Origin of the sequence: Ottowia oryzae, assembly GCF_003008535.1 — a bacterium.
Classification (GTDB): domain Bacteria; phylum Pseudomonadota; class Gammaproteobacteria; order Burkholderiales; family Burkholderiaceae_C; genus Ottowia; species Ottowia oryzae.
Genome location: NZ_CP027666.1, coordinates 276,858 through 301,793 on the forward strand (window position 1 = coordinate 276,858; position 24,936 = coordinate 301,793).

Sequence of the window (24,936 nt, forward strand, 5' to 3'; positions counted from 1 at the left end):
CCATGGCCAGATCAGAACTCAGCCCTGTCGAGCTCAGCCTCGTCGGCGCTTTCATGGACACGCTGGAGCACGTGCTGGGCGACAAGCCCAGCGCCGCCCAGCGCGTCGAAGCGATCAACGCCGGCGTGTATTTCGTGGTGGCTGCTGCCCGCGCCTGCGGTGTTCAGGCGCTGACCGCCAAGAGCCTGCGCGCCGCCGCCGATCTGTTGGACGGTGCCGCGTGACGGCCCGCGCCCCAAAAGAAAACGCCCCGCAGGTTGCAGCCTGCAGGGCGCCTGCCAACGACGCCATCGCGCCGCTGGCCATTCCAACCCCAGCCGAAATCAACCAAAACCCAACCGAAGAGGAAGCACCCATGTTACTCCAGTACACCCCCGTTCATCAGCCCGCGCTGAAGCACTTCGGCCTGCCCCGGTCGCCCTTCGTGGACGACGTGCAGTCGCTGAATGATGTGTTTGAGTCGGTCAGTTCGCGCTACGCCCGCGTCGCGCTGATGGACGCTGCGCGCAACCACGGCTTCATGGCACTGATCGGCGAGTCCGGTGCGGGCAAGACCACGCTGCTGGAGGCGCTGGAACAGCGGATCATCGATGAGGGCCAGGACATCGTGCTGATCAAGCCCTACACGCTGGCCATGGAAGCCAACGACAGCAAGGGCAAGACGCTGCGCTCCACGCACATTGCCGAGGCCATCGCCTACCAGCTGGACCCGCAGCTGAAGATCAAGAGCAGCCCGCAAGGCCGCTTCGACCAGCTGCACAAGCTCCTGCGCGATAGCTGCCGCGCCGGGCGCCGCCACCTTCTTGTGATCGACGAAGCGCACTGCTTGCCGATTGCCACACTGAAGCACCTCAAGCGCTTCATCGAGCTGAAGGACGGCCTGCGCCGCGTGATGGGCGTGCTGCTGATCGCCCAGCCCGAGCTGCGCAACCTGCTGCACAGCCAGAACCGCGAGGTGCGCGAGGTGATGCAGCGGTGCGAGCTGGTGGAGCTGGACCCGCTGGACAACGACCTGGAGGGCTACATCGCCCACAAGTTTCAGCGCTTTGACCTGCGGCCAGACGACGTGTTTGAGCCAGACGCCTTCAACGCCATCCGTGAGCGCCTGATTCATGTGCCGCGCGGCGTGAAGGCCGGCGAGAAAGGCTCTGTCAGCACCTGCTACCCGCTGGCCGTGCACAACCTGATCGCTCGCGCCATGAATGCCGCCGCCGATGCCGGCTACCCCAAGGTGGACGCCGCCGTGGTCGCCGTTTGCTGAGCGAGGGCAACTGACATGCGCACCTTCCTGATCACTGTGACGTGCCTTGGCCGCGCGTACGTGTACTGCCGCCTTCTGCCCGAAGCTGCCGACGCAGCCGCGTGGGCGATTCGCAAGTTCCCGCAGCGCTGCGCCGTTTCGGTGCTGGCGCTGACACCGCCCGCGCCGTTGTCGCGCGAGTTGCTTTGAAAGGGCTGACATGGCTTCACTTCATCCCAACCGGGGCCTGCGGGCTGCCGGCCCAGTCCTGCCAGCGCCCGACATCAACGATTGCGGTCGCCGCACGCCGCGCACCCTGCAGCAGGCGTTTCCTGAATCCGAGGGCTATCGCTTCGCGTTTCACGGCCCGTACGGCCTAACGCTGAGCGAGCGCCTGGCCGCCCGCTTCTGGCGCCTGCTTGGAGCGCAATCATGAGCGGCGCCAGCCTGAACCCGCGCGACGAAGCCATCGTCCGCATCGTGCACGCACGCGGCACAGTCAACCTCAGCGAGCTGCTGACAGACTTCCGCGCCCGGCCGATGTGCGTCGACACCGCCCGCAAAGCGCTGGCCCGCCTGGTCACGCTGGGCTGGCTGGTGCGCTTCGGCCATCGCGGCACGCTGTGGTCTATCAGCCGCAGCGCGCAGCCGCACGTCTCCGAAGGCGCCCGCCTGCCGACCAGGCCGGGCAACCAGCGTGCCGCTGCATGCGACGCGCGCTCGCCCATGTCCAGGCCCTGCTATGCGGCGGCCTGCAGCGCCCCGGTGCGGGCCGGCGCGGCCGACTTCCTGGCCGTTCCCTCGCTGGGGCCATTCCGATGAGCCGCGGGACGCCTGACCACGCGGCAGATGCCGACGCACGCGAACGGGCCGATCTGGCCGCCGCGCTTATCGATCAGGGCTTCACCGCCGGCGCGTCGCCCGAGCGGCTGCTGGAGGCGCTGCTCGCCGCCTACGTCGCTGTTGCCGAAGTGCACCCCTGCTGTACCGCTGCGGGGGCCGCTGCCTTGCAGCGCTATGCCTTCCGACTGTGGCGCACCGCAGAGTTCGGATCGGCTGCCTCACACCTTCACTGACCCACCGGAGCACACCCATGACAACACTCGAAGAAATTCAAAAGCGCGCCGCCACCCTCAGCGAAGCCCGCGACAAGCTGAGCGAGCTGCTCGCCACCATGCAGGCCGGCATCGACGTGGTCAAGAACGAAAACTTTGCCGGCATTCGCGGCCTGGCACGCCGCGTTGCCAAGCAGCACAACGACCTGGCCGAGCTCATCCAGGCCAACCCCGCCTTGTTCGAGAAGCCGCGCACCTACGTCGTCGACGGCCTGAAGTTCGGCCTGCAAAAGCAGAAAGGCAGCCTGTCCTGGGACGACGACGAGAAGCTGTGCCAGCGCCTGCGCAGTCTGGCCCGTAGCGGCGCTCTCACGCCCGAGCAGGTGACCCTGTGCATCCGCACGAAGGAAACGCCCGTCGCCGCTGCGCTGGAAAAGCTGGACGCGAACATCATCAAGCGCCTGGGCATCACCGTGGCCGCCGACACCGACGCCACGCTGATCAAGAGCGTGGACAGCGAGATCGAGAAGGCCGTCAACGCCGTGATCCGCGAGGCCACCAAAGACGCCAATGCAGAGGTGACGCCATGAACCGCGCGGCCACCGCTGCGGCCCTGGGCGCCACTGCGGCCGACCTTCTCAGCCTGGCGCGCACGCTGGAGACGGTGGTTCAACCGCCCGGCGATCCGATAGATCCGAGCGAGGCCGATCACCTCGCGTGGGCCGACGAGGCCCGTGTGTCTGCAGGCGCGTGCGTTGCAGCCATCAACCACCTGAACGGCGTCAGCCCCGAATGAGCGCAGACCGCTTCGCCCAACGCAAGGCCGCCCAGGGCTACCGCAGCCCCGGCATGCGCGATGCCTGCTGCAACTGCGTCCATCGCAGCGCCGGCGCCATAACGTTCGACGGCGGCCGAGCCACGGGCTACGACTGCACGCTCGGCAAGTTCCTCGTTGTGCCGCAAGGCATCTGCGACCGCTACGCACCCGCCGTCATCGCCCGCAAGCCCACACCAAAGAAGGAGAACGACCAATGAAAAGCTACGAACAGATTGCCGAGGCCATGTACCGGGCCTGGGTGAAAGAGCGCGAGAGCCGAGAGGTCGTCCTCGGCCGCTACCTTGCCTGGAGTGCGCTGAGTGACGATGGCAAAGCCGCCTGGATCGCCGCCGCCAAACAAGCCGCCGCCGAGCTGGCGCTGGTCCACTGAAAGGGCCGACATGTTCAAGCAACTCAAGCTCTATCAGATCGGCGCCGCATGGCCCACCGCCGCCGCCCAGCTGGAAGAAGCGCTGGCGCAGGAGCCCTTCACGCCCTGCACGGCCACCCAGCAGCGCAGCACCGGCTGGATTCCCCCGCGCGGCGAAGCGCACGGCGCCCTGGTCGAAGCGGTGGACGGCGATTGGATCGCGCGCTTCCAGATTGAAACCAAGTCAGTGCCCGGCGACGCGGTTCGCGAGCATGCCGAAGCGGCGGCCGCTGAGATCGAGAAGACCACCGGCCGCAAGCCGGGCAAGAAGGAGCTGCGCGACCTGCGTGACGACGCCCTGCAGGCGCTGCTGCCCAGCGCATTCCCACGGCGCACCGTGGTCACCGCCTGGATCGACCCGGTTCGCCGCTGGCTGGTGCTGGACACCTGCACCGTCAGCAAGGCCGATGAGCTGGTGACCAGCCTGGTGCGCGTGGCGGGCAAGGGCTTTGAAGTGCGGCTGCTGCACACCCAGCAAACGCCCCAAGCCGTGATGGCCGCGTGGCTGGCCGCCGATTCGGCCGACAAGCTGCCGGATGCCTTCCACGTTGAGCGCGAGTGCGAGCTGAAGGGCAGCGGCGACGAGCCAGCGCTCGTTCGATTCAGCCGCCACGACCTGGCGACCGACGAGATCCGTCAGCACATCGCCGAAGGCAAGCTGCCGACCAAGCTGGCTCTGGGCTGGCAGGGCCGCGTTGCCTTCACGCTGACCCACACGTTCGACCTGCGCCGCATAGCGTTTCAAGAGGGCGTGTTCGAGAAGACCGACGCCAACGCCGACGCAGACCGTTTTGAAGCCGACGTGGCCTTGGCTACGGGCGAGCTGGGCGGGCTGATCACCGACCTGGTCGACGCGCTGGGTGGACTGGAGCGGCTGACATGAGCGCGCCCACAGCCAAGCAGTTGTCCTCCCGCCATGTGCGCACCCTGCGCACCTTCCGTAAGCGCGTGATTGACATGGCCGCGCAGTGGGAGGACGTCGATCAGTTCTGCCTGAACCGCTTGAGCGAACTGGTCGACGAACTGGAGCAAGCCGCAGTCGATATCACCCCCGACGACGCGCCCAGCGCGCGCGACCCCTACGGCACCGGGGGCGAGTAGCCGCAACGCATCGAACCCGGCTTCCGGTGTCCGTCAACACCGGGCTTCAACACCAACCATCGAAAGAGCTAACCGTGAACAAGACTGAACTGATCGAACACATTGCCAAGAACGCCGACCTTTCCAAAGCTGCGGCCACCCGCGCGCTGGAGGCGACCATGGGCGCCATCACGAGCACGCTGCGCAAAGGCGGCGCCGTCACGCTGGTGGGCTTCGGAACCTTCGCTGTGGGCAAGCGCGCCGCGCGCACCGGGCGCAATCCGCGCACCGGCGCCGCCGTGAAGATCAAAGCCGCCAAGGTGCCCAAGTTCAAGGCCGGCAAGGGCCTGAAAGACGCGGTGAACTGAATCGGGATGTTGACCATGCATGCACACGGCTGCCTGGACGATTTGGGACGGGGTTGCGGCGCTGATCGGTGCCGAGCAGGTACCGATGCCGCACCTCGGCCAGAAAACGGCGCCAGCGGCTCGGAATCCGCGCCGGCCGATTTGATGGAGTTCGTTCGCGGGCTGCCGGTGCGAGAAGCCGCCGATGCGCTGCGCCTGTCCAGGGGTTCTGTCGGTCGGCTGCGCCAGGGCTACTGGCCAGACGAGCCGCGCAAGGTTCTGCAGGCATGGGAGGCGTACAAGGCCAGCAGGGGCGTGGTGGCTTCGGGCTGGTTTCTGCGCAAAGTCTACGCGGGCGGTCAGGTGCGCCACGCCGGCCAAGCCTACACGGCCAGCGGGCTGGCCGCGCGCACCGGCCAGCTGCTCGCGGTGTCGCGGGCGGCGGACGGCGGCCTGCTGGCGCAGACGCTTGACCTGCCTGCAGAGCGCGTGTCGCTGTCGCCTGCGCCGTTGTTTGGAGCGTAGCCGATGGCCAATCACGTCGCTGCAATTCATGCCCTCAAGGGCAAGCTGCGCTTGTCCGACGACGACTACCGTGTGTTGCTGCACCAGCTGACCGGGCACACCAGCAGCAAGGACTGTTCGGCCGCGCAGCAGCAACAGGTGCGCGATCACATGCAGCGCCTGGCCGAGCGCATGGGCGTCGCTGACGCCGGACGCCGGGCGCGCTTTCAGGAAAGCTACAAGCAGGCGACGCCGCGCGAGCGCAAGGTCTGGGCCATTTGGAAAGACATGGGCCGGCGTGGCATGGTGCAGCATGCCACCGGCCAGGCGCTGGACAGCTTCGTCTACCGCCAAACCGGCATGAGCGCCCTGCGGTTCTGTACCCCGGCCCAGCAGGACAGCGTCATCGAAGCGCTGAAGCTGTGGCAGCGCCGCGGCCACGAGGTGCGCTGACATGAGCGGCGATCTGCTTGCCGATGACCTGGACCTGCTGGCGGCCGCACGGCCTGACCTGGCAGAGCTGACGGCCGAGCAGATCGCCCCTATTGAAGCGCGCACCGCCGGCTGGCCTGAATCCTGGCGCGATATCGCCCGCTCGCTGTACGTCACGCTGGTGTCGCGCGGTGAAGCGGCCCGCGCGCCCGACGCCGCGCAGGCCGCACAATTGGCTGTCGAGCTGATGCTGGGCGTGGCCAGCGACCTGGGCGGCACGCAGCCCTATATCAACCAGGGCCGCGACATGAAGCTCAGCGGCATGGCCGCCCGCGTGATTGAGCTGATCGCCAGCAGCCGGCAAGACTACGCACGCGTGGCGCAGCTGCTGAGCATCAGCGAGCGCCACGTACGCCGCATTGAGGCCCGCTGGCTGCGCGCCGAGCGTGCGCGGCGGCAGGGTACCCTGGCCCTCGAATAGGCTGAATCACTGACTCTGGTCATTTAGGCCGGCCAGGCTCGTCGCGCGACGATGCCGGCCATGAGTTCAACGCCCGCAATCATCGCCGCCCCCAGCGCCGCCGCCTCCGCCGCGCAAAGCGGCGCGGGCGCCACTTCAGCGGAAACGGCAGCCCAACTGCCGGGCGGCATCGAAATCTTCCGCGCTGGCACGCACCGCGACGACGCGGGCAATTCCCACACCTTCACGCGCGCCCAGCTCGAAGAGATGGTGGCCACCTACAACGCGGCGCTGCGCGAAGCCCCGCTGACGGTGGGCCACCCCAAGGACAACCTGCCCGCGTACGGCTGGGTCAAGCGCGTGTTCATCAACGACGCCGGCAACCTGGCTGTCGATCCGCATGAGGTTGACCCCGCCTTCGCCGAGATGGTGAAGGCCAAGCGCTTCAAGAAGCGCAGCGCCAGCTTCTACCCGCCCGGCGCACCGCACAACCCGACGCCCGGCAAGTGGTACCTGCGCCACGTGGCCTTCCTGGGCGCGCAGCCGCCCGCCGTGGCTGGCCTGAAGGACATCGATTTCATGGACCACGCCACCGAAGCCGTGAGCTTTTCAGAAACCGCCGACGCGCCTGCGCCGGCTCCCGCCACCACTCAACCACAGGAGCAAACCATGAGTGATGCAGACAAGGCCGAGCTCGAGCGCCTGCGCGCTGACAGCAAGGCCAAAGACGATGCCAACGCCAAACTTCAGAACGATCTAAAGATCGCCAATGAAGCGCGCGCAGCCTCTGACAAGGCCGCAGCCAGCTTCGCTGAGAAAGCCGCAGCCGACCGCCGCGCCGGCTTCGTCGCGTTTGCCGAGGGCGAAGTCAAGGCCGGCCGCTTGCTGCCCAAGGACAAGGCCACCGCCGTTGCCACGCTGGAAACCCTGGCCGCCGTCAGCGAGCCGGTCAGCTTCAGCGAGGGCGCCAGCACCACGCAGATCACACCGCTGCAGATGTGCGCCTGGCTGCAGGGCCATATGTCCAGCCGCACCGCCGTGGTGTCGTTCGGCGAGATGGCCACTGCCCAGCTTGGCCAGGGCTTTGACGCCCGTGGCAAGACCGACGAAGAGATCGACCAGGCCGCGCGCCGCTACCAGGGTGAACACCCCGAGGTGAGCTACGCCGAGGCGCTGGGCAAGGTGACCAGCTTCACCAGCTGAGCGCGCCGGCACCCGACACGCACCGCACGAGAACCCCCGTCATCCATCCATTCAAGGAATCGACATGACCCCGAAGAACATCCGCCTGGCCAACCCGATCCTGGGCGGCCTGATGCTGGCCGCAGGCACCGCGCAGGCTGCCAGCATGGCGGCGCATTCGCTGTTCCCCATGCTGCCTACCGCGCTGCGCGGCTTCCAGCTGGGCCAGCTGGGCGACGAAGCGACCCGCGCCTACAACACCCGCCGCGCGCCTGGCGCCGCCACCAAGCAGGTGACGATCAAGTGGGAAGGCAAGGCCTACACCATCGACCAGCACGCGATCGACGTGCCCATTCCGCGCGAGCTGATCCAGGAACAGGACGAGGCTGCGCGCCTGAATGTGGGCCTGAACATCCCCATCAGCCAGATCGCGGTGAACACCGCGCTGCAGATCCTGACGCTGAGCTTCGAGATGGAGGCCGCCGCCCTGGCCACCGACAGTGCGGCCTACGCCGGCAACGTGCTGGCGCTGTCCGGCGGTACGAAGTGGAGCGCGGCCACCGGCACGCCTGTGACCGATGTGCGCGCCAAGAGCGAGGTGATTCGCCAGAAGACGGGCCGACGGCCCAACACCCTGGTGATTCCGTCTGCCGTGCTGAACGCGCTGGCCATGAATGCCGAGGTCAAGAGCTACCTGCCGACGACGATGCTGGGCCCGGCCACCATCGACCAGCTGAAGTCGATCCTCAATGTGCCCAACATCGTGGTGGCCGATGCCGTGTGGACGTCGGACGCCGACGTGGTGGCCGACGTGTGGGGCAACAACGCCATCCTGGCCTACGTGCCCAACATCGGCGCCAGCGGCCAGAACCTGAGCCTGGGCGAGCCCGCCTTTGGCTTCACCGGCACGCTGGAAGGCCACCCGTTCGTGGAGACGCCGTACTACGACCGCGGCACCAAGAGCTGGATCTACGGCGCCACCTATGAGCGCAAGCCCACGCTGGTGCGCGGCGCCGCCGGCTTCCTGTTCCAGAACCCGGTCTGAGCGGAATAAACCCAAGCCGAGAGAGCTGAGCAGAACCCCCCGCGGCGCACCCAAGCCTGGCATTGAATTGCCGCGCCGCCGGGCCTTCGTGAACCCATCTGAAAGACCTGCATGAGCACCACAAAACGCAACCTAATCGCCTTGGTGGCCACGGCGGTCATCGTCAACGGCGAGCGCACCGTGATCAACGCCGGCGAGCCGCTGCCCGAGCTCAAACGTGAAGACGAAGACGCGCTGATGGCCGCCAAGGCTGCCCGCGAAGCAGAACAGGCGCATGCCGCTGACGCTGCCGCTGCGCCGGCAACCGACCAGCCCGACACCGCTGACGTGCCGACCGCCGACCCGGCGCCAGAACCCGCCGCATCGCCGCCCCCAGCGCCCAAGCCCAAGCCGAAGCGCTGATCTTGATTCCCTCCTCTGGGGCGTTGCACGCCTCCTTAGCCCACCCGCTTCACAGCCGGTGGGCCTTTTGGGTGAAAGCACCGCATTCACGCACCTCAACTTCACAGGAGCACCGACAATGACCCGTCAGTTCGACAAGCGACACGCCGAGACCGTGGTAGCCACGGCCGCCGTGGCCGCCAACCGCTTCGTGTGCCGCGCCGGCACCCACGCGCCCGCCGCGCCCGCCAATGGCAACCAGGACAGCATCGGCGTGTCCGAAGACGCCGCCGCGATCGGCGAGGCTGTTGCAGTCGTCACCGATTACAGCTACCTGGTTGAGGCCAGTGCAGCCATCACCAAGGGCGCCTACGTGAAGCCGGCGGCAGATGGCTCGGGCAAGGCCGCTGTCGGCACCTTGACCGACAACTGCGCCGTGGCGATGGATGCCGCAAGCGCCGGCCAGCTGGTCGAAGTGCAGATCGTCAAGCACGCCCACGCCTGATCGCCTGCAAGCCGCCATGCGCTACGCCACGCCCCAGGACATGGTTGCCCGATTCGGCGAGCCGGAGATGATCCAGCTGACCGACCCGGACAACGCCGCTGTGCAGGTTGCGCGCGTCGAGCTGAAGCTGGACGACGCGCATGCCTTGGCAGACGGCTGCCTGGGCGCAGTGTTCGCGCTGCCGCTGGCAGGCTGCGCCAAGCCGGCGGGGGTGGGCGCCGTTGAGTACGTGCCGCCGCCCCAGCTGACGCGCATCGTGTGCGACATCGCGCGCTACTACCTGTACGACGACCTGGCGCCCGAGGCAGAGGTGTACCGCCGCTTCAAGACGGCCACGGCCGAGCTGCAGGCCATCGCCGAGGGCAAGGCCAAGCTGGTCTGCCCCTGGGGCGGCGAGCCTGGCGCCACGGCCGCCAGCGGCCCTGCGTCGGGCGACACCTTCCACGACTTTGCACCGCGCCAGATCGGGCGCGATGTGGACGGGGGCTACCGATGAGCACGGCAGGCATGACGGTTGCGCAGAGCAACAACTTCTTGGCGATCGAGCCGCGCCTGGTCGAGCTCGTCAAGGCCGCGACAGCGGGCCTGAAACCCGCCGTGCATGTTTTGGCCGCGGCCGACCTGGCCGACGTAAAGGTGGCCAAACAACTGGCGCCCGCCGTGCACGTGATCTACGGCGGCGCGCCGCAGGTAATTGAGAACCAGGGCACGCGGGTGCTGCTGCTGCACAGGTGGCACGTGGTCTGCGTTGTGCGCCACGTGGGCAGCACGCGAACCGGCGAGCAAGCCCGGGAGGCGCTAGGCCCGCTGGCCGGCCTGGTGCTGTCTGCACTGCTGCATGCGCGCGTCGAAGGAGCGACGTTGCCTGTCGCCCTGAGCGACCAGCAGCGCGCGCCGTGGTTCGACTCGGGAACCCAATTTTTGCCATTCACGTTTGACGTGAGAACAGTGTTTCACAAGCAACCCCAACCCTATTGAGCAGGAGTGACTCATGCCCGCAGAGAACATCGTCAAGCAGATCTACCGTCCCGTGGCCATGGTCGGCCAGGTGTACGCCAAGCCCTGGAACTCAGCCGCCGGCCTGGCGCCGATCGGCAACGTGCTGGAGCTCGTCACCGAGTACAAGGAAGATGTGGAGACCCAGGACGACATGACGGTGGCGGGCGGCGCGATCCACGCCGAGCGCCGTCGTGTCACCGGCGCCACCGTGAAGGCCAAGTTGGCCGACATCAGCATCGTCAACCTGGCGCGCGCGGTGTACGGCGTCATTGATGAAAAGGATGCGGCGACGATCACTGACCGTGAGTACACCGCCTACCTGGGCGCGCTGCTGCCGCTGCCCTACATCGGCATGACGGGCGTGACCCTGAAGACCGGTGCGGATGTGGCCACCGCCACCGCAGTGACCGCCCCCGGCAACTTCGAGGTGCGCCCCGAAGGTATTTGGTTCCTGCCCACCGCTTCCGGCCTGACCAACGGCGCGAAGATCTGGGTCAGTGGCAGCCACGTTGACCAGGTCGTGGTGGAGCACCTGGTCACCAAGGCGCCCGAGCTGCAGATGCGCTACGCCGGCATCAACGAAGTGATGCAGGGCGGCGCGGCGGTGGTGGATCTGTGGCGCGTCAGCCAGGGCGTCACCAAGCAGCTGGCGTTGATTCAGCCCAAGGGCTTTATGAACCTCGAAGTGGAAGGCTCTTTGCTGCAAGACCCGACCATCACAGGCGCGGGCGTCAGCAAGTTCATGCGAACGACCTGGCTGTAAACGCGGGCGCTAGCGCACGCTGCGCAGCGCCCAGACCAGCAGCAACACCGGCGGCGCCACCAGGCCCGCCAGCAGCAGCAGCGGCAGGCCCTTGTACAGGCCAGCGCTGACGGCAAACACCATCAACCAGAAGGCGAATACCGGCAGGGACGGCGGGCGGGAGCTTGCGCGTTTCATGGGTGCGGATCATGAACGATAAGGTCGTTGGCGTCAAAATCGCGGTGGACAACGCTGAGGCCAAGCCACGCCTGAGCGAGATTGCCGCGGCCATCGACCAGCTGGGCCGCAAGCAGGGCCAGATGGCCCAGTCCAGCGTTCAGGCGGGCGGCCTTGTCAACAGCACCAGCCGCTCCATCAAGTCGGGCATCGAATCGATCAGCGAGCAGCTTGATCGTGCGCGCGGCCAGTTGCTCGGCTTCCTGGGTGTACAGCAGGGGATAGCGGGGGCGCAGGAAGTTGCCCGTCTGGTCGGCGAGTACCGCGACCTGGAAGCCCGCATCGGCCTGGTGGTGGGGCGCGGCCAGCAGCTGGCGGGCGCCATGGACGACGTGCAGGGCGTTGCCCTGCGCACCAACAGCGCCTTGGAGGAAACGGGCAATCTGTTTGCTCGCATTGCCAAGGTAGGAAAGGACGCCGGTCTATCCACACAGGACGCGTCAGCGCAGTCGCTGCGGCTGACCGAGACGATCAACCAAGCGATCCAGATTGGTGGCGCAAGCGCCGAGGCGTCGAAGGCGGCCATCACGCAGCTGATCCAGGGCCTGCAGGGCGGCGTACTGCGCGGCGACGAGTTCAACAGCGTGATGGAACAGGCGCCGCGCCTGGCGCAGGCCATGGCCGATGGCCTGGGTGTGAACACCGGCGAGCTGCGCAAGATGGCCGAAGCCGGCCAGTTGACATCAGAGACGGTGATCAGCGCCCTGCGCAAGCAGACCGACGTGGTGAAGGGCGAGTTCGCGCAGGTGCCCGTCACGGTCGGGCGCGCAATGGAAAACCTACGCACCAGCTTCCAGCGCTACCTGGCCGACACCGACCAGGCCAACGGTGCAACGGCTGCCGCTGCCAAGTCGATTGGCTTGTTGGCCGACAACATCGGCACTGTCGCCAGCGCCATGACGCACGCGGGCATGACCTTCGGCGCGTGGAAAGCGCTGAACATGGCGCGCAACTGGCTGGAGATCAAACTGGCCGTGGAAGCCGATACGGCGGCCACTGTCGGGAACACGACCGCCAAAGGCGCCAACACAGCGGCTACACGTGGCGGGGCCACCGCAGCACGCGATGGCGCGGCAGCGGCTGGCGCCCACGCGGCTGCGACGCGCGAGAGCGCAGCCGCGCAGACGGCACATGCGGCGGCATCCCAGGCCGCCACAGCTGCCATGCGAGCCCAGCGTGTCGCGCTGGAGGCTGAGCGCGCTGCGGTGCCGTCCAACGCCAAGGCATGGGGCGAAATGGGCGCGGCGCTGGGTAGCGCGACCGCCAAGAAAGAGGCCGCGGGCGCTGCCGCTGCGGCGACCACAAGCAAGCTGGGCCTGCTGACCGGGGCAGTGGGCGGCCTGGTGCGCGGCTTCGGGCCTTTGCTTGCGCTGGACATCGCGCTGAACTTCAAGAGTTACGGCACCTGGATCGGCGAGGCTGCGGCCAAGCTGATGGGCTACAAGGACCGCAGCGCTGAGCTTGCAGAGCAGGAGAAGCTGAACGCACGCATTGCTGCGGAGTCCGCAGAGATGCGCCGGGATCTGGCGCTGAAGACGCAAGATGCCATTGAAAAGCAGTTCGAGCTGAGCAAGGCCGCACGGGCCGCCTCCGCCGAGTTCGACAAGCTCACCAAGGATGGCAAGACCGCCGCCGAGGCAGTGAGCGAGATCACGAAGGGCTTTGACCTCACCAAGACCGACGGCATTAAAGACTTCGCATCGACGCTGGACAAGCTGCTTGCCGACGGGAAGATCGGCGTCGGCGAATTCCAGGCCGCATGGGCATCGGCGCTGGACGGCAAAGACCTTCTTCAGTTCGAGACGATGGCGCGCGCCGCGTTCATGGGCAGCCAGCGCGAAGCCGAGCGCCTGGCGCAGCTGACCGACTCCACCCTGCGCGAAGCCGTGAAGCGCACAGGCCTGGATTACGACAACCTGCGGGGCAAGATCAGCGCAAGCGCGCGCGGGGCCATCAACGACACGGATCAGATCATTGATGGCCTGGACCGATTGAAGGCCCAAGGCGTGGACACTGGCCGCGCTTTGGAGGCCAGCATTGCCAAGGGCATCAACGCCGCCGACAGCCAGCAGGCAATTGAAGCAGTGCGGGCCCAGATCGAATCCATGCGTCGCGTGCTGGGCGACAAGGTGACAGACGGCCTGCTCGACCAGGCCAAGCAAAAGGCCCGTGAGCTGAGCGACGAGCTTGATCGGTCCCGCCCGGGTGTGAACAGCCTGCGCGAGGCGTTTGCCGAACTGGGCATGAAAAGCCGGGACGAACTGTCGAAAACCGCGCGCCGGGCAGAGGACGCCTACGCCATGATGGTGCGCGCCGGTGCACAGGAGGGCGAGAGTTACGTGGCTTGGCAAGAGCGCAAGCGCAGAGCGGCTGAAGTGATGGTCGAGCGCATGATCGCCGCCAATGGCGGCATCGCCAGCACCGCTATCCAAGCCCGCGCCGCGCAGGAAGGCGTCAAGCTCTCGATCGACGACGTCGGCAGGGCCACTGTGGAAGCCGCCTCCACCACGAAGGGCGCAACGGCGCAGATGGCTCAGAGTTGGCGCGGTGTGGGCGGCAGCATCCGCGACGTTCAAAAGGAGGCCGAGAAAGCCGCCAAGTTCCAGCAGTACCTGCAAGACAAGTATGGGCGCCCCGGTGAGAGCGCCGGCCAGAAGAAGGCCGAGGCTGACCGCGATCGGAAGAAGCAAGAGCAAGATGATGCCTTCATGGCTAGCCGCTTTGCGCAGGGCTGGGCCAAGGATGGCGAAGGCAAAGTCATCAGCGCGGTGGAGTCTGAGGCCCAGATGAATCAGCGCGTGGCCAAGCTGTTTGGCGACGGCGCCATCGGTATGAAGGAGGCGATCGACGCGGCCAACATCAAGATCAAGCTGGACGAGGCGGATCAATATGGCGTTGCGAATCTGCCGGGCAACGGCGAGTACTACGCGAACCTGCGCCGCGAGTACGCGCGCCTCGAGGCACTGGTGATCGCCAGCGGCAAGAGCGGAAATGGCACCGCTGTCACCCGGCCAGCGCAGGCCGATGCGCCCAAGTCCAGCGCCAGCGGCACATCGTCGGGCGGCAGCGGCATCAGCACGGGCACCGGCAATGGCTCCGGCGGCGGCAATCAGTACGTCACATACCTCACGGTGGACGGCACGCAGCGGCGCGCCGACTTTAAAGACGCCAAGAGTCAATCGAACGTGGACGACTTCCTGCGCCAGGCCGTGGACGCGCAGCGGAGGGCCGCGTAATGTCGATCACGCTGACTCGCCTGGCCACCGGCGACGCGCTGGCCCTGTCAGACCGCCTGCAGTGGACGGACGAATACAAGCAGTGGCGCCGCGCCACGCAGACGATCACCGGCACCAACGGCGCGCTGCACATGCACGAGCGCCTGCGCCTGGCCGGCCGCGCCATCACGCTGGACGGCCGTGATTCGCAAGCCTGGACCACCCGCGAGGACTACCAGCAGATGCAAGCCTGGGCCGAGCTGCCCGGTGAGACCTTTGCCCTGCTGCTGCGCGGCACCGTGCACAGCGTCGCCTTTCATTCACCCAACGGCCCCTCGGTGGACGCCTACGACCTGTGGAAGCTGGTTGATGGCGAGTACACGCCCAGCGAAATCGTGCGGCCGATTTACAGCTTCATCGAAGTCTGACCCATGCCCCTACTTCAACACGACATCCGCTTCGCCAAATCGGCCAATATGGCCGATGTGCCCGAGGGCGGCGGCCCGCCCGCTGCCGCGCTGCTGGTCAGCGGCCGCAGCAATGAGCTGCTCAACGACATCTCCGAAGAAACGCGCACCACCGGCCGTACCGAGATCGTGCAGTTCCATAGCGTGCTGCTCAACGGCGATCAAGCCCCGCTGCTGGGCGCCAACGTCATCATCGCCGACCCGCCTGCGGATGAGAACGTCAGCATCGCCATGCTGTCGCTCAAGAACCCCTTCGCCACGCGCGCCGAAATCGCCAAGCGCATAGAAGGCGGCATGGCCGATGCGGCCGAATTCAACGGCTACCTGCTGGGCAACCATTTCGCCACCATGCGCAGCGCGCAAATCTTCCAGCGCGAGGGCGCGGCCCTGCCCGCGCTGGGCAAGACCTTTGTGCTGATCTACAACGAAGGCATGCCCGGCGAGCGGCGCCAGCGCGTGCGCATCAAAACCGCCAGCAGCGAGGTGCGCACCTTCACGCAAATCGTCAACGGCACGCTGACCGATTTCAAGGCCCAGCTGGTCACGTGCGAACTGTTCGACGCACTGCTGTACGACTTCCCCGGCAGTGAACCCTCGCGCCTGTTCGCGCGCGAATCGAACAAGACCAAGATTCGTGAAACAGTCTACAACGATGCCGGCCTGTTCTACAGCGCCACCCGCCTTGCCGATCCCTGCGCCATCAACGACACGTGGCTGCAGCTGGACAGCATCTATACCCGAATCGTGCCCAACAGCCGCACCGAAGCGGCCAGCGTCGATCAGCGGCCGGCATCGCGCCACAGCCTCGTGCTGGCCGAATCGCCGCGCCGCGTGGAAGTGGGCATCACGCCGCACACCCAGCGCATCCGCATCGATGAAGTCAACGCCACGCTCACGCAGGTGTTCCAGCTCACACCGCTGCCCGCGCCCGGCACGCTGGTGATCGACTACTGGTCGCTGGGCAACCGCTACACGCTGACCGACGATGGCGAAGGCAAGCTGGTGGGCAGCGGCGGCGGCGCCGTCAGCTACACCACGGGCGCGGGCACCCTCACGCTCAAAGCCATTCCCGACATCGGCAGCCTGATCACCATCAGCCACGGCGAGCCCACCGCCTACACCAACCGCAGCACGCAGGGCGCCGCCGTGCGCGCGCCCGAATACTGCTGGGTGATTGAAGATGAGAGCGACGCCGCCCGCGTCGTGCCCGGCTCGCTGACGATCGGCTACACCAGCGCCGGCGTGGTGCGCACCGTCACCGACGACGGTGCGGGCAAGCTCGCCGGCGCGGCCACCGGCGTCATCGACTACTTCAGCCGCACCGTGCTGCTGCGCCCCACGCACATGCCCGACGCGGGCGCTCAGCTGCAGATCGATTGCCAGACCGAGACCCTCGTCACCGAGATCATGGCCGCCCCCACGCCCGATGCGGCCGGCTTCATCGCCCTCAGCCTGGCCAGCGTGCCCGCCGCCGGCACGCTGCAGATCCAGTGGGCCACCGCGCGCGAAGTCAGCAACAGCAGTGGCGGCAACCTCACCACCACTACGGCCAGCAAGACCGCCGATGTGACCTACACCATTCGCACGGTGCCCGAATACTACGAGCCCGCCGCCAGCACCGGCACGGGTGGCACCTACGTCAACTGGCCCCGGAGTTCCTGAACATGGCCATCCGATATGTAGCACGCCCCTTCGCCATCACCACCACCGTGGGCAGCAGCTCCACGCTCAGCGAAGAGACCGGCGCCACCAACGACAACCGCATCATCGCGCTGCGCACCATCACCGACGACGGTGCGGGCGGCTTCCTGAACAGCATGGGCACCGTGTCCTACGCGGGCAAGGCTGTTTCACTCAAGGTCGTCTCGCACAACCGCAGCACCAGCAGCTACAAGAGCGACCACGAAGATGCGCGGTCGTTCGACCGCGCCGTCACCGATGGCTCAGGCAGCAGCAGCGGCACCGCATTCAAGGGCGGCGAATACGGTACCACCGCCGTGGGCGAAGAAATGCTGGGCGGCGCCTCCGTCGTGGCCCGCTACCGCGTCGGCGCTGCGGCGCCCACCTCGGTCAGCCAGACCTTCACGCCCCCCGCCGTCGTGATCGACCTGTGCCCCTACACCGCGCAGCGCATCATCCCCGGCAGCGTGCGCTTTCGCTGGATGGGCACCGTGTACGACGATTTTGAGGGCGTTCTCTACCGGGGCCGCACCGACACCAACCCAGGCATCGCCAGCGGGCGCATCGACTATGAGGGCGGCACCGCCCTCATGTCCGACTATCTGGTCGGCGGCACCGGCCCGCAAGACTTCCAGCTGCTCAGCCTCTGGACGCAGCAGGGGCAGTGGAGCACCGCCAGCCTGTTCTTCAACACCGAAGCGGCGCCCCTGCGCCCCGGTGCGGGCGGCTTCGTGCTCACCGTGGTCGATGGCAAGGGCGACACCCTCACCGCCAACGTCGATGTGCAGGGCAACATCACCGGGCTGCACATGTGGGGCAAGATCGACTTCTCGCGCGGCGGGGTCGAACTACAGTTCGGCGACTTCGTGAACGACGTCGATTTGACCGCCGCGCAGAAAGCCGAGTGGTGGTACAGCGCCGCCGACGTGGGCGCGGTACATCCCGGAAAAATCTGGCGCCCCTGGCCCGTCGATCCCACCACCCTGCGCTACTCCTGCGTCAGCTACATCTACCTGCCCGTCGATGTGTCCCTGATGGGCATCGACCCCGCCGCGCTACCCGCCGATGGCCGCGTCGCCTTCGCCCGTCCCGGCGACACCTGCGTCGTGGGCGTCAGTTACTCCGGCGCGCCGTTCGCGCCATCCAACGGCATGACGTACAACGTGGGCCACACCCGCCTGTCACTCATTCAGGTGCTGGGCCCCGACGGCGCGCAAATCAGCACCGGCTACACCGCCGATCTTGACGCGGGCACGGTCACTTTCACCAACGTCACGGGCTACCCTGCCACCGTCAGCGTAATGGGCCGCACCGAGGTGTACCGCCAGATTGCCGAGGTGCGCATCGATGGCCGCGTGCGCCTCACCCAGCCCGTGGGCTACGCATTCGATGCGGGCGCCGTATTCAGCACCGCGCTGCGCCAGGGCGACCGCTTTGCCCGCGTCACCCGCGTGTACGACCAGTTCACGTGGAACGGCACCACCTGGGCCGATGGCCTCGCCGGCGACCAGGCCGTGGGCCAGTACGACACGATCAATCACCCCGTGCAAGTCAGCAACACCGGCGCGATCACCGAGCGCTGGGCGCTGCGCTTTCGCGCGGGCGGCACCGTGTTCGACCTGATCGGCCAGCACCTGGGGCAGATCGCCAGCGGCACCGTCAACGAGGATTTCAGCCCCATCAACACCGCGCGCGGCGCGCCGTATTTCACGCTGGCTGCCGCAGGCTGGGGCGCCGGCTGGGTGGCCGGCAACACCCTGTTCATCGACACCACCGGCGCCGAATTCCCCATCGCCATCGCCCGCTGCACGCAGCCCAGCACCCCTGCTGGCGTGAGCGACAGCGTGCAGTTCATTCAGCGCGGCGATGTAGATACGCCGCCTTCTGCCCCCTGACGCCGCCCGACTCACCCGAGACCTGACCCATGGACTACCCCGTCAAATACATCACCAGCACCATGCGCGGCGCGCCAGAGCTTCCTGCCACGGCAGGGTCGATGATCGCGCTACTCGACGCTTTTCTGATCACCGGCTTCGGCGCCACCACAGCGGCCAGCGTGACCGTCGCGGGCGGTATCGCCACCGCCACGCACAGCGCGGGCCAGGGCTTTACGCCCGGCTGCATCGTCCTTGTTGCAGGCGCCACGCCTGAGGCGCTCAACGGTGAGGCCCGCGTGCTCACAGCCAGCAGCACCAGCATCACCTGGGCCACGGCTGCGCCAAACGGCACGGCCAGCGGCACGATCACGATCAAGGTGGCGCCGGTCGGCGGCTGGGAAAAGCGCTACACCGGCACGAACAAGGCTGTCTACCGCAGCGTGGCAGCCGGCGCCAGCGGCGGGCACTTGCGCGTGGATCACACCACGGGCAACCAGGCGCTGGTTATGGGATACGCGGGGATGACCGATGTAGACACCGGAACGGCGCCATTCCCCACTGCCGCACAGCTTGCCACGCCGGCGTGGCCGATTTCGCCGGACGGCAGTTCTCTAGCGACCGCGCGCCGATACTTCCTGTTCGCGGACGCGCGCTTCATTTCCATCGCCATCACGCCAGGCACGAACACAAGTAACGTGATGACCGCCGAGGCCCGCGGCTTCGGCGACCTGCTGGGCGACCCCTATTGCTGCGTGCTGTCGGCAGCCCTGGGAGGCAACCTTAGCGTGCAATACAGCGGCGCCTTTAATGCCATGGATCCAACGCAAGCCTACGCGGCCGTGACCAGCATGCGTGACGCGGCGGGTGTCGGCACGTCGGCGCGCGGGCGGGTGCTGTCGTATGTGGGCGCGCGCACGCCGATTCGCGCCTCTGGCAACCAGGACGGCGCCCTGGGCCCCTTCCCCTCGCCTATCGACGGGCGGCTTCGGCTGAGCCGGATGTTTTTCACTGACACCGACAACTTGACGCCTCGCGCCGACGTGCCCGGCATCTTCTTCGCCCCACACAGCGGCCTGGCCTCGCGGTTCTCACCCGGCGATCTCATCGCGGGAGAGGGCGACCTGGCCGGCAGAACGCTCATGGCTGTTCCGTGCGGAAACGGCAATTTCAGCGATGTAGCGACCGGGTACTACTTCGTTGACACCACGGGGCCGTGGCGATGAGCTACACGGCTGTCACCGTGGGCGCGAGCGGCTGGGCGGGGCGGCGCGACCAGCCGCTGCAGGGCGCACTCGTTCCTCTGCGTAACGCGAACGCCGCGCGTTTCAACTGGCTACGCACGCCGGATTTCAGCGGCACCATCGTCAACAACAACCGGGTGCTTTACAAGGCCGACGCCAGCTCACCGGAGGCGCCGTTTGCCGGTGCCCTGGTGCGTGTCCATCGGCTGTCTGTTGACGGCTGGTGCGCGTGGCAGGGCTTGTCGGACGCCAGCGGCTACTACTGGCCCGTGGGCCTTGAAGTGGGCCTTGCGTACTACCCCGTTGCGATCGATCTGACAGGCACGCATGAATGCGATGCGGCCGGCCCCGTCATCGCCGTGAAGGCAGATTGATGCGCGACCTCTCCCTTTCCCAAGCCAACCGCGCCGCCCGCAACGCGGCCACCATCGCCCGCGCTGACGATGGGGCGGGCAACGCCGCCATCCGCCTGTACACCGCGCAGGGCGGCGCCCTGCTGGCCACGCGCACGCTGGGCAAGCCCTGCGGCACGGTGCGCCCTGCCGACGGGCGCCTGCAGCTCGCGCCCGGTTCCGCCGCCGATCTCGTGTCGGCCACCGGCGCGCCCACCTGGGGCGTACTGCACGCCGCCGATGGCGCGCCGCTGTACGAAGGCCCGGTGACCGATGAAGCGGGTTTTGCCGGCCCAGCAGGCGCCGCCGCAGACACGGGCAACATCGGCCCCTGGGTGCTGCGCGGCACCAGCGGAACGCAGCTCTACGAAGGCGGCGTGGTGGCCCTCACCACCGGCCTGATCGGGTGACCATGTGGCAGACGGCAAGCTTGTTTTTCTGCGGCCCGCTGACGGCAGCGGCAAGCTGGTCTTTGGCGACACCGGGGGCGCTGTCGTTGTGCCGCCTGCCGAGCTGTCGGTCGATTGCGGCATTGCCGGCGAAGGCGCGGCAGCGCTTGTCCTGCGCACCGGCCCTGCGCTGCACATCGATGCCGGCGTGGCCGGCGAGGGCGCCTGCAGCATCGCGCTGCAGTGGGACGCCAACGTCAGCCGCGTCACACGCGCCGGCCTGCGCAGCCACTGGCAAGAGTCCGCGCCCGTGGCCACCGCGCTGCGCAGCCACTGGCAGGACAGCGACAGCATCAGCGTGGGCCACATCGCCCGCTGGCAGCTCGCCCGTCCGCTGCACACCATGTTGCGCGCGCACTGGCAGGCCACCACGCCCTACCGTGGCGCGCTGCTATCACGATGGGAGCAGGGCACCGTCGCCCGGCGCGCTTTGCAATCCGGCTGGCAAGAAACCACGCCGCGCCGCGCCGCCGTCATCGCCCGCTGGCAGCAGGCTGCACCCGCGCGCCACGTCATGCGCCCACGCTGGGAAGAAGCAACCCGGCTGCGCAACGTGCTGCGCAGCCACTGGCAAGACGCCACGCCGATCCGGGGCCGGTTTCAAACCAGCTTCACCACCGGCGCGCCCATCCACGTGCGCCTGCGCAGCCACTGGCAAGAGGCGCGCAAGCCACCGCCCGGCAAGTGGGCGCCGCCCCCAGGGCCACCCATCCGCCCGCCGTGCTATGACCCGGCCCGCCTCGGCCTGCTGGTGTTTGACACGGCGTTCACCGGCAGCGGCAAGCTGGTTTTCGTGTGCCACCGAGCCGGGCCCGGCCCTGACCCGGGCGGCACCATCATCGTTCGCGCGCGCGAGGTCTACCGCATGCTGAATACCATCGAACTGCGGCGCGTGGACACGGGCGAGCTGCTGCCCACGCTGGATGGCTTCAGCATGGCGCTGGACCGGGATTCGTACACCTGGTCGTTCTCGGTCAGCCTGCTGGCCAGCGCCTTGCCCCGCGTGCGGCCGGGCCCGGATCGCCTGCCGGTTGAGCTGGAGTTCATGGTCAATGGCCAGCCCTACCGCATGTTGGCGCGCCACTGGCGCCGCAGCACCGTTTTCCCGGCGTCGGTGGTGACGATCAGCGGGGGAAGCCCCAACGTGCTGCTGGCTGCGCCTTACGCGCCGCTGCAGAGCTTCACGCAGGCGAGTATGCGCACTGCGCGCCAGCTGGCCGAGGACGTGCTGGCAGCCAATGGCGTGTCGATGGGCTGGGCGCTGGATTGGCAGATAGCCGATTGGCCGATTCCTGCCGGCACCTGGCTGCACCGTGGCACTTGGATGACGGCCGTCAATGACATCGCCAGCGCCGTGCGCGGCTACGTGCAGCCGCATGACACTGCCCGCACCTTGCGCGTGCTGCCGGACTTCCCGCACGCCATGTGGGACTGGGGCAGCGTGACGCCCGACATCGAGCTGCCCAACGGCGTGGCCACGGTGGAAGAGGTGGAATACGACCCACGGGCCGACTACAACGCTGTGTACATGCGCGGCGAGCCGGGCAACTACCTGTACCACCGCTACAGGCCCGGCACGGCGGGCGACCTGGTCGCGGCGCCCGTGGTGCATCCGCTGCTGGTGCACGCCGATGCAGCCGCGCAGCGCGCGATCGCCGAGTTGTCGGACACAGGGGCGCAGCTGCCCCAGTCGCTGACGCTGCCGATCTTGCCCGAGACCGGAATCATCAAGCCGGGCCTGTACGTGGGCTACACCGACGATGCCGGCGAGCGCCGCGTGGGCCTGGTGCGGCGCACGCAGGTCAGCGAGGCTGGCGAGGCCGCTGTTCAACAAACCATCGGCGTGCTGACCTATGAGTAGCCTGCGCAACCCATTCAAAGAGCTGCAGGAGCTGTTCGCTGGCGGCGCTGTGCTGGTGGGCACCGTGACGGCGTACAGCGGCGGCATGGCCACGCTGACGATGCACGGCGGCGGCCAAATGCGCGCACGCGGCGAGGCCACGGTGGGCGCCCAGGTGTACGTGCAGGACGGCGTGATCCAAGGCCCGGCGCCTGAGCTGCCGGTGGACAGCGCCTCGCTGTAGGAGAGCCCACAACGAAAAAAGACGGGCGACTGCCGAAGGTGTTGGAGCACCAACGACAGCCCCATTCCTGCAGAAACGGCCTGCAAGTCCGGCGAAGACCCGCCACTCTCGCGAGAGCGCGTCGAGCCTACCAGCAATTGCTGACTGTGAAAGAGGCTTGCATCCATGGCAACACCCATCATCCCGTGGATCGGCGGAAAGCGCCGCCTGGCCGCGCGCATCCTGCCGCTGTTTCCCGCCCACACCTGCTACGTCGAGCCCTTCTGCGGCGCAGCCGCGCTGTACTTCATGAAGGAGCCGGCCAAGGTGGAGGTGATCAATGACATCAACGGCGAGCTGGTCAACCTGTACAGGGTGATTCAACACCACCTGGAAGAGTTCGTGCGCCAGTTCAAGTGGCGCTGTCCAGCCGCCAGATCTTCAAATGGCTGCAGGCCACGCCCACCGAGCCGCTGACCGACATTCACCGCGCCGCGCGCTTCTACTACCTGCAGCGCTCGGCATTCGGCGGCAAGGTCGACGGCCAGACCTTCGGCGTGGCCGCCACCGCGCCCCCACGCCTGAACCTGCTGCGCCTGGAAGAAGACCTGTCGGCCGCCCACCTGCGCCTGGCCAGGACGTACGTCGAGCACCTGGACTGGGCCGAGTGCATCCAGCGCTACGACCGGCCCAGCACGCTGGTCTATTGCGATCCGCCCTACTGGTCGACCACCGGCTACGGCGTGCCCTTCGAGCTGGCCGAATACGACCGCCTGGCCGCCCTGGCCGGGTCGATGGCCGGCAAGATGATCATCTCGGTCAACGACATTCCGGAGATGCGAAAAGCCTTCGCCGGCCTGGAAATGCAGCGCGTGGAGCTGACCTACCAGGTGGGCGGCGCCGGTAGGTCTGCTAAGCGCTCAGGCGAGCTGATCATCCGCAACTTCTAGCGCGCTAGGGTCTGGTGTGTTTCGGAATCGGCAATTCCTTTGCTTAAACTGCAACGCTTCCAAACCCCAAATATCGCGCTCGAACCGGCTCAAATATCGCGGCGCGCTTCACCATTTACGCAACCCTTCGGCAGTAACCGCCTCCTCACGCATCTCGAGGCGAAAGAACAATTGCTCCTCGCGCACTGCTTGTTGCTGGGCAAAAGCCAGTTTAAGTGTTCGATAGGACTGCGCCGCATTTTCCGCTTCATCTGGCGCGGCTGGAGCGACAGGAAAACCCGCCCCCGCAAAGGAGGTTTGCTGCGAAATCTTCGCATCTCGAAAATCAGGTGCCTTCTGGAAGATCACATCATCGAACGATACCTCACCTTCGAAAACGCGTTGCGTGAATTTGGCGCCACCGAATTTTGCCCCTCGAAAAGATATGCGACCCAATCGATCCGGCTCCATACCAATGGATACGCATCGCTGTCGCCAAGTCGCCATGTCTTGATAAAGCGACTCCGACAATTGGGCCCATCGCACGCCGTCAAAGTGAGCCATCTTAAAAGTGCAATATTCAAAATGCACCGAGAGGTCAAACATCGCCCCGATAAACGTCACCAAACCGAAACTCGAACGATCGAACCGCGCCACTGATCCGATGCATGCGCCGTTGAAACTCACTAGATGAGTAGCACTGACATTGGTGAAATCCAAAGATCGGTCGAACCAGCAGCAACCAAAAACAACCTCGGCATGGAACTCCGAGCAACTGAAACTTACCGCCTCACCAAAGGCCGAATCGTTAAAGTAAGCCGAATGCAGGAATTTTGAATACGAGAAATCAGATTTATGACCAAATTCGCATGCACGGAAAGCAACCCACCTCTTGAATATAGAACAATGAAAAATTGCGCCATTTCCGAAATCAACCCGGTCCAGCCCAATATTTTCCTCAAAGCAATGGTGAGAGAAATCGGCGCAATTTTGATATCCAGTTAGCATTCCGCCCCGTACGGGGTAACTTTTACGCCATGTGTTCCAAGCATCTGCACCACACATCAAAAGGGCGATGCATTCTTCCCGCTGGATATTCTCTGGATCAGCAATATGGGCTTCTCGACCGTTGCCAGCGTAGGTGCAGGATTCAGCCACGTTCTTCAG

34 protein-coding genes and 1 pseudogene are annotated in these 24,936 nt (G+C 66.7%); 33 read left to right on the forward strand and 2 right to left on the reverse strand.

Going from position 1 to position 24,936, the window contains the following annotated elements; genetic code table 11:
* Positions 1–2 precede the first annotated feature (2 nt).
* The 23 genes from C6570_RS01235 to C6570_RS01335 all read left to right on the forward strand — a co-directional run bounded on the left by C6570_RS01235 (position 3) and on the right by C6570_RS01335 (position 11,240).
* Positions 3–224: a hypothetical protein gene (locus C6570_RS01235; protein ID WP_106701325.1), complete on the forward strand. Its 222-nt coding sequence runs from the start codon at positions 3–5 to the stop codon at positions 222–224.
* A 131-nt stretch (positions 225–355) separates the two neighbouring features.
* Positions 356–1,261, forward strand: a complete 906-nt coding sequence (locus tag C6570_RS01240; protein WP_106704451.1) for an ExeA family protein — start codon at positions 356–358, stop codon at positions 1,259–1,261.
* Positions 1,262–1,276: 15 nt separating this feature from the next.
* Positions 1,277–1,450: a hypothetical protein gene (locus tag C6570_RS18070; RefSeq protein WP_164675465.1), complete on the forward strand. Its 174-nt coding sequence runs from the start codon at positions 1,277–1,279 to the stop codon at positions 1,448–1,450.
* Between the two features lie 10 nt (positions 1,451–1,460).
* The gene (locus tag C6570_RS01245; RefSeq protein ID WP_106701327.1) at positions 1,461–1,676 is read left to right on the forward strand and encodes a hypothetical protein; all 216 of its coding nucleotides are present in this window, start codon (positions 1,461–1,463) and stop codon (positions 1,674–1,676) included.
* The gene (locus C6570_RS01250) at positions 1,673–2,062 is read left to right on the forward strand and encodes a hypothetical protein (protein WP_106701329.1); all 390 of its coding nucleotides are present in this window, start codon (positions 1,673–1,675) and stop codon (positions 2,060–2,062) included. Before C6570_RS01245 ends, C6570_RS01250 begins: the two co-directional genes overlap by 4 nt.
* Positions 2,059–2,316, forward strand: a complete 258-nt coding sequence (locus tag C6570_RS01255) for a hypothetical protein (protein ID WP_106701331.1) — start codon at positions 2,059–2,061, stop codon at positions 2,314–2,316. Before C6570_RS01250 ends, C6570_RS01255 begins: the two co-directional genes overlap by 4 nt.
* A gap of 17 nt (positions 2,317–2,333) precedes the next feature.
* On the forward strand, positions 2,334–2,885 hold the full coding sequence (locus C6570_RS01260; RefSeq protein ID WP_106701333.1) for a hypothetical protein: 552 nt from the start codon (positions 2,334–2,336) through the stop codon (positions 2,883–2,885).
* The gene (locus C6570_RS01265) at positions 2,882–3,091 is read left to right on the forward strand and encodes a hypothetical protein (protein WP_106701335.1); all 210 of its coding nucleotides are present in this window, start codon (positions 2,882–2,884) and stop codon (positions 3,089–3,091) included. Before C6570_RS01260 ends, C6570_RS01265 begins: the two co-directional genes overlap by 4 nt.
* The gene (locus tag C6570_RS01270; RefSeq protein WP_106701337.1) at positions 3,088–3,330 is read left to right on the forward strand and encodes a hypothetical protein; all 243 of its coding nucleotides are present in this window, start codon (positions 3,088–3,090) and stop codon (positions 3,328–3,330) included. Before C6570_RS01265 ends, C6570_RS01270 begins: the two co-directional genes overlap by 4 nt.
* Positions 3,327–3,503 carry a hypothetical protein gene (locus C6570_RS18075; protein WP_164675466.1) on the forward strand — a complete coding sequence of 59 codons (177 nt, stop codon included), beginning with the start codon at positions 3,327–3,329 and terminating at the stop codon, positions 3,501–3,503. Before C6570_RS01270 ends, C6570_RS18075 begins: the two co-directional genes overlap by 4 nt.
* Before the next feature lie 10 nt (positions 3,504–3,513).
* Positions 3,514–4,425, forward strand: coding sequence for a recombination-associated protein RdgC (locus C6570_RS01275; RefSeq protein ID WP_106701339.1), 912 nt, complete (start codon positions 3,514–3,516; stop codon positions 4,423–4,425).
* Positions 4,422–4,643 carry a hypothetical protein gene (locus C6570_RS01280; RefSeq protein WP_106701341.1) on the forward strand — a complete coding sequence of 74 codons (222 nt, stop codon included), beginning with the start codon at positions 4,422–4,424 and terminating at the stop codon, positions 4,641–4,643. The genes C6570_RS01275 and C6570_RS01280 overlap by 4 nt, the downstream gene beginning before the upstream one ends.
* 74 nt (positions 4,644–4,717) lie before the next feature.
* Positions 4,718–4,990 (forward strand): HU family DNA-binding protein, encoded by a 273-nt coding sequence (locus C6570_RS01285; protein ID WP_106701343.1) that lies wholly within the window; start codon positions 4,718–4,720, stop codon positions 4,988–4,990.
* 144 nt (positions 4,991–5,134) lie between these two features.
* Entirely contained in the window at positions 5,135–5,494 is a 360-nt protein-coding gene (locus C6570_RS01290; protein ID WP_106701345.1) for a hypothetical protein, read from the forward strand.
* A 3-nt stretch (positions 5,495–5,497) separates the two neighbouring features.
* A complete protein-coding gene (locus C6570_RS01295; RefSeq protein ID WP_106701347.1) occupies positions 5,498–5,926 on the forward strand; it encodes a regulatory protein GemA in 429 nt (142 codons plus the stop codon).
* Position 5,927: 1 nt separating this feature from the next.
* A complete protein-coding gene (locus C6570_RS01300) occupies positions 5,928–6,386 on the forward strand; it encodes a Mor transcription activator family protein (protein WP_106701349.1) in 459 nt (152 codons plus the stop codon).
* A 60-nt stretch (positions 6,387–6,446) separates the two neighbouring features.
* Positions 6,447–7,568, forward strand: coding sequence for a hypothetical protein (locus tag C6570_RS01305; RefSeq protein WP_245896263.1), 1,122 nt, complete (start codon positions 6,447–6,449; stop codon positions 7,566–7,568).
* Positions 7,569–7,632: 64 nt separating this feature from the next.
* Positions 7,633–8,592 carry a hypothetical protein gene (locus C6570_RS01310; protein WP_106701351.1) on the forward strand — a complete coding sequence of 320 codons (960 nt, stop codon included), beginning with the start codon at positions 7,633–7,635 and terminating at the stop codon, positions 8,590–8,592.
* Between the two features lie 111 nt (positions 8,593–8,703).
* Positions 8,704–8,994: a hypothetical protein gene (locus C6570_RS01315; protein ID WP_106701352.1), complete on the forward strand. Its 291-nt coding sequence runs from the start codon at positions 8,704–8,706 to the stop codon at positions 8,992–8,994.
* A 118-nt stretch (positions 8,995–9,112) separates the two neighbouring features.
* Positions 9,113–9,478 carry a capsid cement protein gene (locus tag C6570_RS01320; RefSeq protein ID WP_106701354.1) on the forward strand — a complete coding sequence of 122 codons (366 nt, stop codon included), beginning with the start codon at positions 9,113–9,115 and terminating at the stop codon, positions 9,476–9,478.
* A 16-nt stretch (positions 9,479–9,494) separates the two neighbouring features.
* Complete coding sequence (locus C6570_RS01325; protein WP_106701356.1) at positions 9,495–9,974, forward strand: gp436 family protein; 480 nt, start codon at positions 9,495–9,497, stop codon at positions 9,972–9,974.
* On the forward strand, positions 9,971–10,456 hold the full coding sequence (locus C6570_RS01330; protein WP_106701358.1) for a phage tail terminator protein: 486 nt from the start codon (positions 9,971–9,973) through the stop codon (positions 10,454–10,456). Before C6570_RS01325 ends, C6570_RS01330 begins: the two co-directional genes overlap by 4 nt.
* A 13-nt stretch (positions 10,457–10,469) precedes the next feature.
* Positions 10,470–11,240 carry a phage tail tube protein gene (locus C6570_RS01335; RefSeq protein ID WP_106701360.1) on the forward strand — a complete coding sequence of 257 codons (771 nt, stop codon included), beginning with the start codon at positions 10,470–10,472 and terminating at the stop codon, positions 11,238–11,240.
* A gap of 9 nt (positions 11,241–11,249) precedes the next feature.
* Here C6570_RS01335 and C6570_RS18080 read toward each other — a convergent pair whose 3' ends face one another.
* Positions 11,250–11,417 carry a hypothetical protein gene (locus C6570_RS18080; protein ID WP_164675468.1) on the reverse strand — a complete coding sequence of 56 codons (168 nt, stop codon included), beginning with the start codon at positions 11,415–11,417 and terminating at the stop codon, positions 11,250–11,252.
* An 11-nt stretch (positions 11,418–11,428) separates the two neighbouring features.
* On the opposite strand from C6570_RS18080, the gene C6570_RS01340 reads away from it, so the two are divergent.
* From C6570_RS01340 to C6570_RS01385, 10 genes and pseudogenes are all read left to right on the forward strand, one after another.
* The gene (locus C6570_RS01340) at positions 11,429–14,692 is read left to right on the forward strand and encodes a tape measure protein (RefSeq protein WP_106701362.1); all 3,264 of its coding nucleotides are present in this window, start codon (positions 11,429–11,431) and stop codon (positions 14,690–14,692) included.
* Positions 14,692–15,099 carry a hypothetical protein gene (locus C6570_RS01345; protein WP_106701364.1) on the forward strand — a complete coding sequence of 136 codons (408 nt, stop codon included), beginning with the start codon at positions 14,692–14,694 and terminating at the stop codon, positions 15,097–15,099. The genes C6570_RS01340 and C6570_RS01345 overlap by 1 nt, the downstream gene beginning before the upstream one ends.
* A 3-nt stretch (positions 15,100–15,102) precedes the next feature.
* On the forward strand, positions 15,103–16,800 hold the full coding sequence (locus C6570_RS01350; protein ID WP_106701366.1) for a hypothetical protein: 1,698 nt from the start codon (positions 15,103–15,105) through the stop codon (positions 16,798–16,800).
* Between the two features lie 2 nt (positions 16,801–16,802).
* The gene (locus C6570_RS01355; protein WP_106701368.1) at positions 16,803–18,713 is read left to right on the forward strand and encodes a hypothetical protein; all 1,911 of its coding nucleotides are present in this window, start codon (positions 16,803–16,805) and stop codon (positions 18,711–18,713) included.
* 29 nt (positions 18,714–18,742) lie between these two features.
* A complete protein-coding gene (locus tag C6570_RS01360) occupies positions 18,743–19,918 on the forward strand; it encodes a hypothetical protein (RefSeq protein ID WP_106701370.1) in 1,176 nt (391 codons plus the stop codon).
* Positions 19,909–20,310: a hypothetical protein gene (locus tag C6570_RS01365; RefSeq protein WP_123812181.1), complete on the forward strand. Its 402-nt coding sequence runs from the start codon at positions 19,909–19,911 to the stop codon at positions 20,308–20,310. The genes C6570_RS01360 and C6570_RS01365 overlap by 10 nt, the downstream gene beginning before the upstream one ends.
* Complete coding sequence (locus C6570_RS01370) at positions 20,310–20,738, forward strand: hypothetical protein (RefSeq protein WP_106701374.1); 429 nt, start codon at positions 20,310–20,312, stop codon at positions 20,736–20,738. Before C6570_RS01365 ends, C6570_RS01370 begins: the two co-directional genes overlap by 1 nt.
* A 4-nt stretch (positions 20,739–20,742) precedes the next feature.
* Positions 20,743–22,638 carry a hypothetical protein gene (locus C6570_RS01375; RefSeq protein WP_106701376.1) on the forward strand — a complete coding sequence of 632 codons (1,896 nt, stop codon included), beginning with the start codon at positions 20,743–20,745 and terminating at the stop codon, positions 22,636–22,638.
* Positions 22,631–22,861: a hypothetical protein gene (locus C6570_RS01380; RefSeq protein ID WP_245896264.1), complete on the forward strand. Its 231-nt coding sequence runs from the start codon at positions 22,631–22,633 to the stop codon at positions 22,859–22,861. Before C6570_RS01375 ends, C6570_RS01380 begins: the two co-directional genes overlap by 8 nt.
* A 165-nt stretch (positions 22,862–23,026) precedes the next feature.
* Positions 23,027–23,790, forward strand: a pseudogene (locus C6570_RS01385) (DNA adenine methylase).
* Between the two features lie 108 nt (positions 23,791–23,898).
* Here C6570_RS01385 and C6570_RS17885 read toward each other — a convergent pair.
* Complete coding sequence (locus tag C6570_RS17885; protein WP_123812182.1) at positions 23,899–24,927, reverse strand: pentapeptide repeat-containing protein; 1,029 nt, start codon at positions 24,925–24,927, stop codon at positions 23,899–23,901.
* Between the last annotated feature and the right edge of the window lie 9 nt (positions 24,928–24,936).

What these genes read in the sequence shown, in the direction of transcription:
- C6570_RS01245 (WP_106701327.1), top strand. Translation starts at nt 1,461, where the DNA reads ATGGCTTCACTTCATCCCAACCGGGGCCTGCGGGCTGCCGGCCCAGTC.
- C6570_RS01295 (WP_106701347.1), top strand. Translation starts at nt 5,498, where the DNA reads ATGGCCAATCACGTCGCTGCAATTCATGCCCTCAAGGGCAAGCTGCGC.
- C6570_RS01380 (WP_245896264.1), top strand. Translation starts at nt 22,631, where the DNA reads ATGAGTAGCCTGCGCAACCCATTCAAAGAGCTGCAGGAGCTGTTCGCT.
- C6570_RS01270 (WP_106701337.1), top strand. Translation starts at nt 3,088, where the DNA reads ATGAGCGCAGACCGCTTCGCCCAACGCAAGGCCGCCCAGGGCTACCGC.
- C6570_RS01310 (WP_106701351.1), top strand. Translation starts at nt 7,633, where the DNA reads ATGACCCCGAAGAACATCCGCCTGGCCAACCCGATCCTGGGCGGCCTG.
- C6570_RS01350 (WP_106701366.1), top strand. Translation starts at nt 15,103, where the DNA reads ATGCCCCTACTTCAACACGACATCCGCTTCGCCAAATCGGCCAATATG.
- C6570_RS01240 (WP_106704451.1), top strand. Translation starts at nt 356, where the DNA reads ATGTTACTCCAGTACACCCCCGTTCATCAGCCCGCGCTGAAGCACTTC.
- C6570_RS01340 (WP_106701362.1), top strand. Translation starts at nt 11,429, where the DNA reads ATGAACGATAAGGTCGTTGGCGTCAAAATCGCGGTGGACAACGCTGAG.
- C6570_RS01325 (WP_106701356.1), top strand. Translation starts at nt 9,495, where the DNA reads ATGCGCTACGCCACGCCCCAGGACATGGTTGCCCGATTCGGCGAGCCG.
- C6570_RS01290 (WP_106701345.1), top strand. Translation starts at nt 5,135, where the DNA reads ATGGAGTTCGTTCGCGGGCTGCCGGTGCGAGAAGCCGCCGATGCGCTG.
- C6570_RS01255 (WP_106701331.1), top strand. Translation starts at nt 2,059, where the DNA reads ATGAGCCGCGGGACGCCTGACCACGCGGCAGATGCCGACGCACGCGAA.
- C6570_RS01235 (WP_106701325.1), top strand. Translation starts at nt 3, where the DNA reads ATGGCCAGATCAGAACTCAGCCCTGTCGAGCTCAGCCTCGTCGGCGCT.
- C6570_RS18070 (WP_164675465.1), top strand. Translation starts at nt 1,277, where the DNA reads ATGCGCACCTTCCTGATCACTGTGACGTGCCTTGGCCGCGCGTACGTG.
- C6570_RS01360 (WP_106701370.1), top strand. Translation starts at nt 18,743, where the DNA reads ATGGACTACCCCGTCAAATACATCACCAGCACCATGCGCGGCGCGCCA.
- C6570_RS01315 (WP_106701352.1), top strand. Translation starts at nt 8,704, where the DNA reads ATGAGCACCACAAAACGCAACCTAATCGCCTTGGTGGCCACGGCGGTC.
- C6570_RS01355 (WP_106701368.1), top strand. Translation starts at nt 16,803, where the DNA reads ATGGCCATCCGATATGTAGCACGCCCCTTCGCCATCACCACCACCGTG.
- C6570_RS01280 (WP_106701341.1), top strand. Translation starts at nt 4,422, where the DNA reads ATGAGCGCGCCCACAGCCAAGCAGTTGTCCTCCCGCCATGTGCGCACC.
- C6570_RS18075 (WP_164675466.1), top strand. Translation starts at nt 3,327, where the DNA reads ATGAAAAGCTACGAACAGATTGCCGAGGCCATGTACCGGGCCTGGGTG.
- C6570_RS01335 (WP_106701360.1), top strand. Translation starts at nt 10,470, where the DNA reads ATGCCCGCAGAGAACATCGTCAAGCAGATCTACCGTCCCGTGGCCATG.
- C6570_RS01330 (WP_106701358.1), top strand. Translation starts at nt 9,971, where the DNA reads ATGAGCACGGCAGGCATGACGGTTGCGCAGAGCAACAACTTCTTGGCG.
- C6570_RS01345 (WP_106701364.1), top strand. Translation starts at nt 14,692, where the DNA reads ATGTCGATCACGCTGACTCGCCTGGCCACCGGCGACGCGCTGGCCCTG.
- C6570_RS18080 (WP_164675468.1), bottom strand. Translation starts at nt 11,417, where the DNA reads ATGAAACGCGCAAGCTCCCGCCCGCCGTCCCTGCCGGTATTCGCCTTC.
- C6570_RS01260 (WP_106701333.1), top strand. Translation starts at nt 2,334, where the DNA reads ATGACAACACTCGAAGAAATTCAAAAGCGCGCCGCCACCCTCAGCGAA.
- C6570_RS01320 (WP_106701354.1), top strand. Translation starts at nt 9,113, where the DNA reads ATGACCCGTCAGTTCGACAAGCGACACGCCGAGACCGTGGTAGCCACG.
- C6570_RS01265 (WP_106701335.1), top strand. Translation starts at nt 2,882, where the DNA reads ATGAACCGCGCGGCCACCGCTGCGGCCCTGGGCGCCACTGCGGCCGAC.
- C6570_RS01250 (WP_106701329.1), top strand. Translation starts at nt 1,673, where the DNA reads ATGAGCGGCGCCAGCCTGAACCCGCGCGACGAAGCCATCGTCCGCATC.
- C6570_RS01370 (WP_106701374.1), top strand. Translation starts at nt 20,310, where the DNA reads ATGCGCGACCTCTCCCTTTCCCAAGCCAACCGCGCCGCCCGCAACGCG.
- C6570_RS01275 (WP_106701339.1), top strand. Translation starts at nt 3,514, where the DNA reads ATGTTCAAGCAACTCAAGCTCTATCAGATCGGCGCCGCATGGCCCACC.
- C6570_RS01300 (WP_106701349.1), top strand. Translation starts at nt 5,928, where the DNA reads ATGAGCGGCGATCTGCTTGCCGATGACCTGGACCTGCTGGCGGCCGCA.
- C6570_RS01305 (WP_245896263.1), top strand. Translation starts at nt 6,447, where the DNA reads ATGAGTTCAACGCCCGCAATCATCGCCGCCCCCAGCGCCGCCGCCTCC.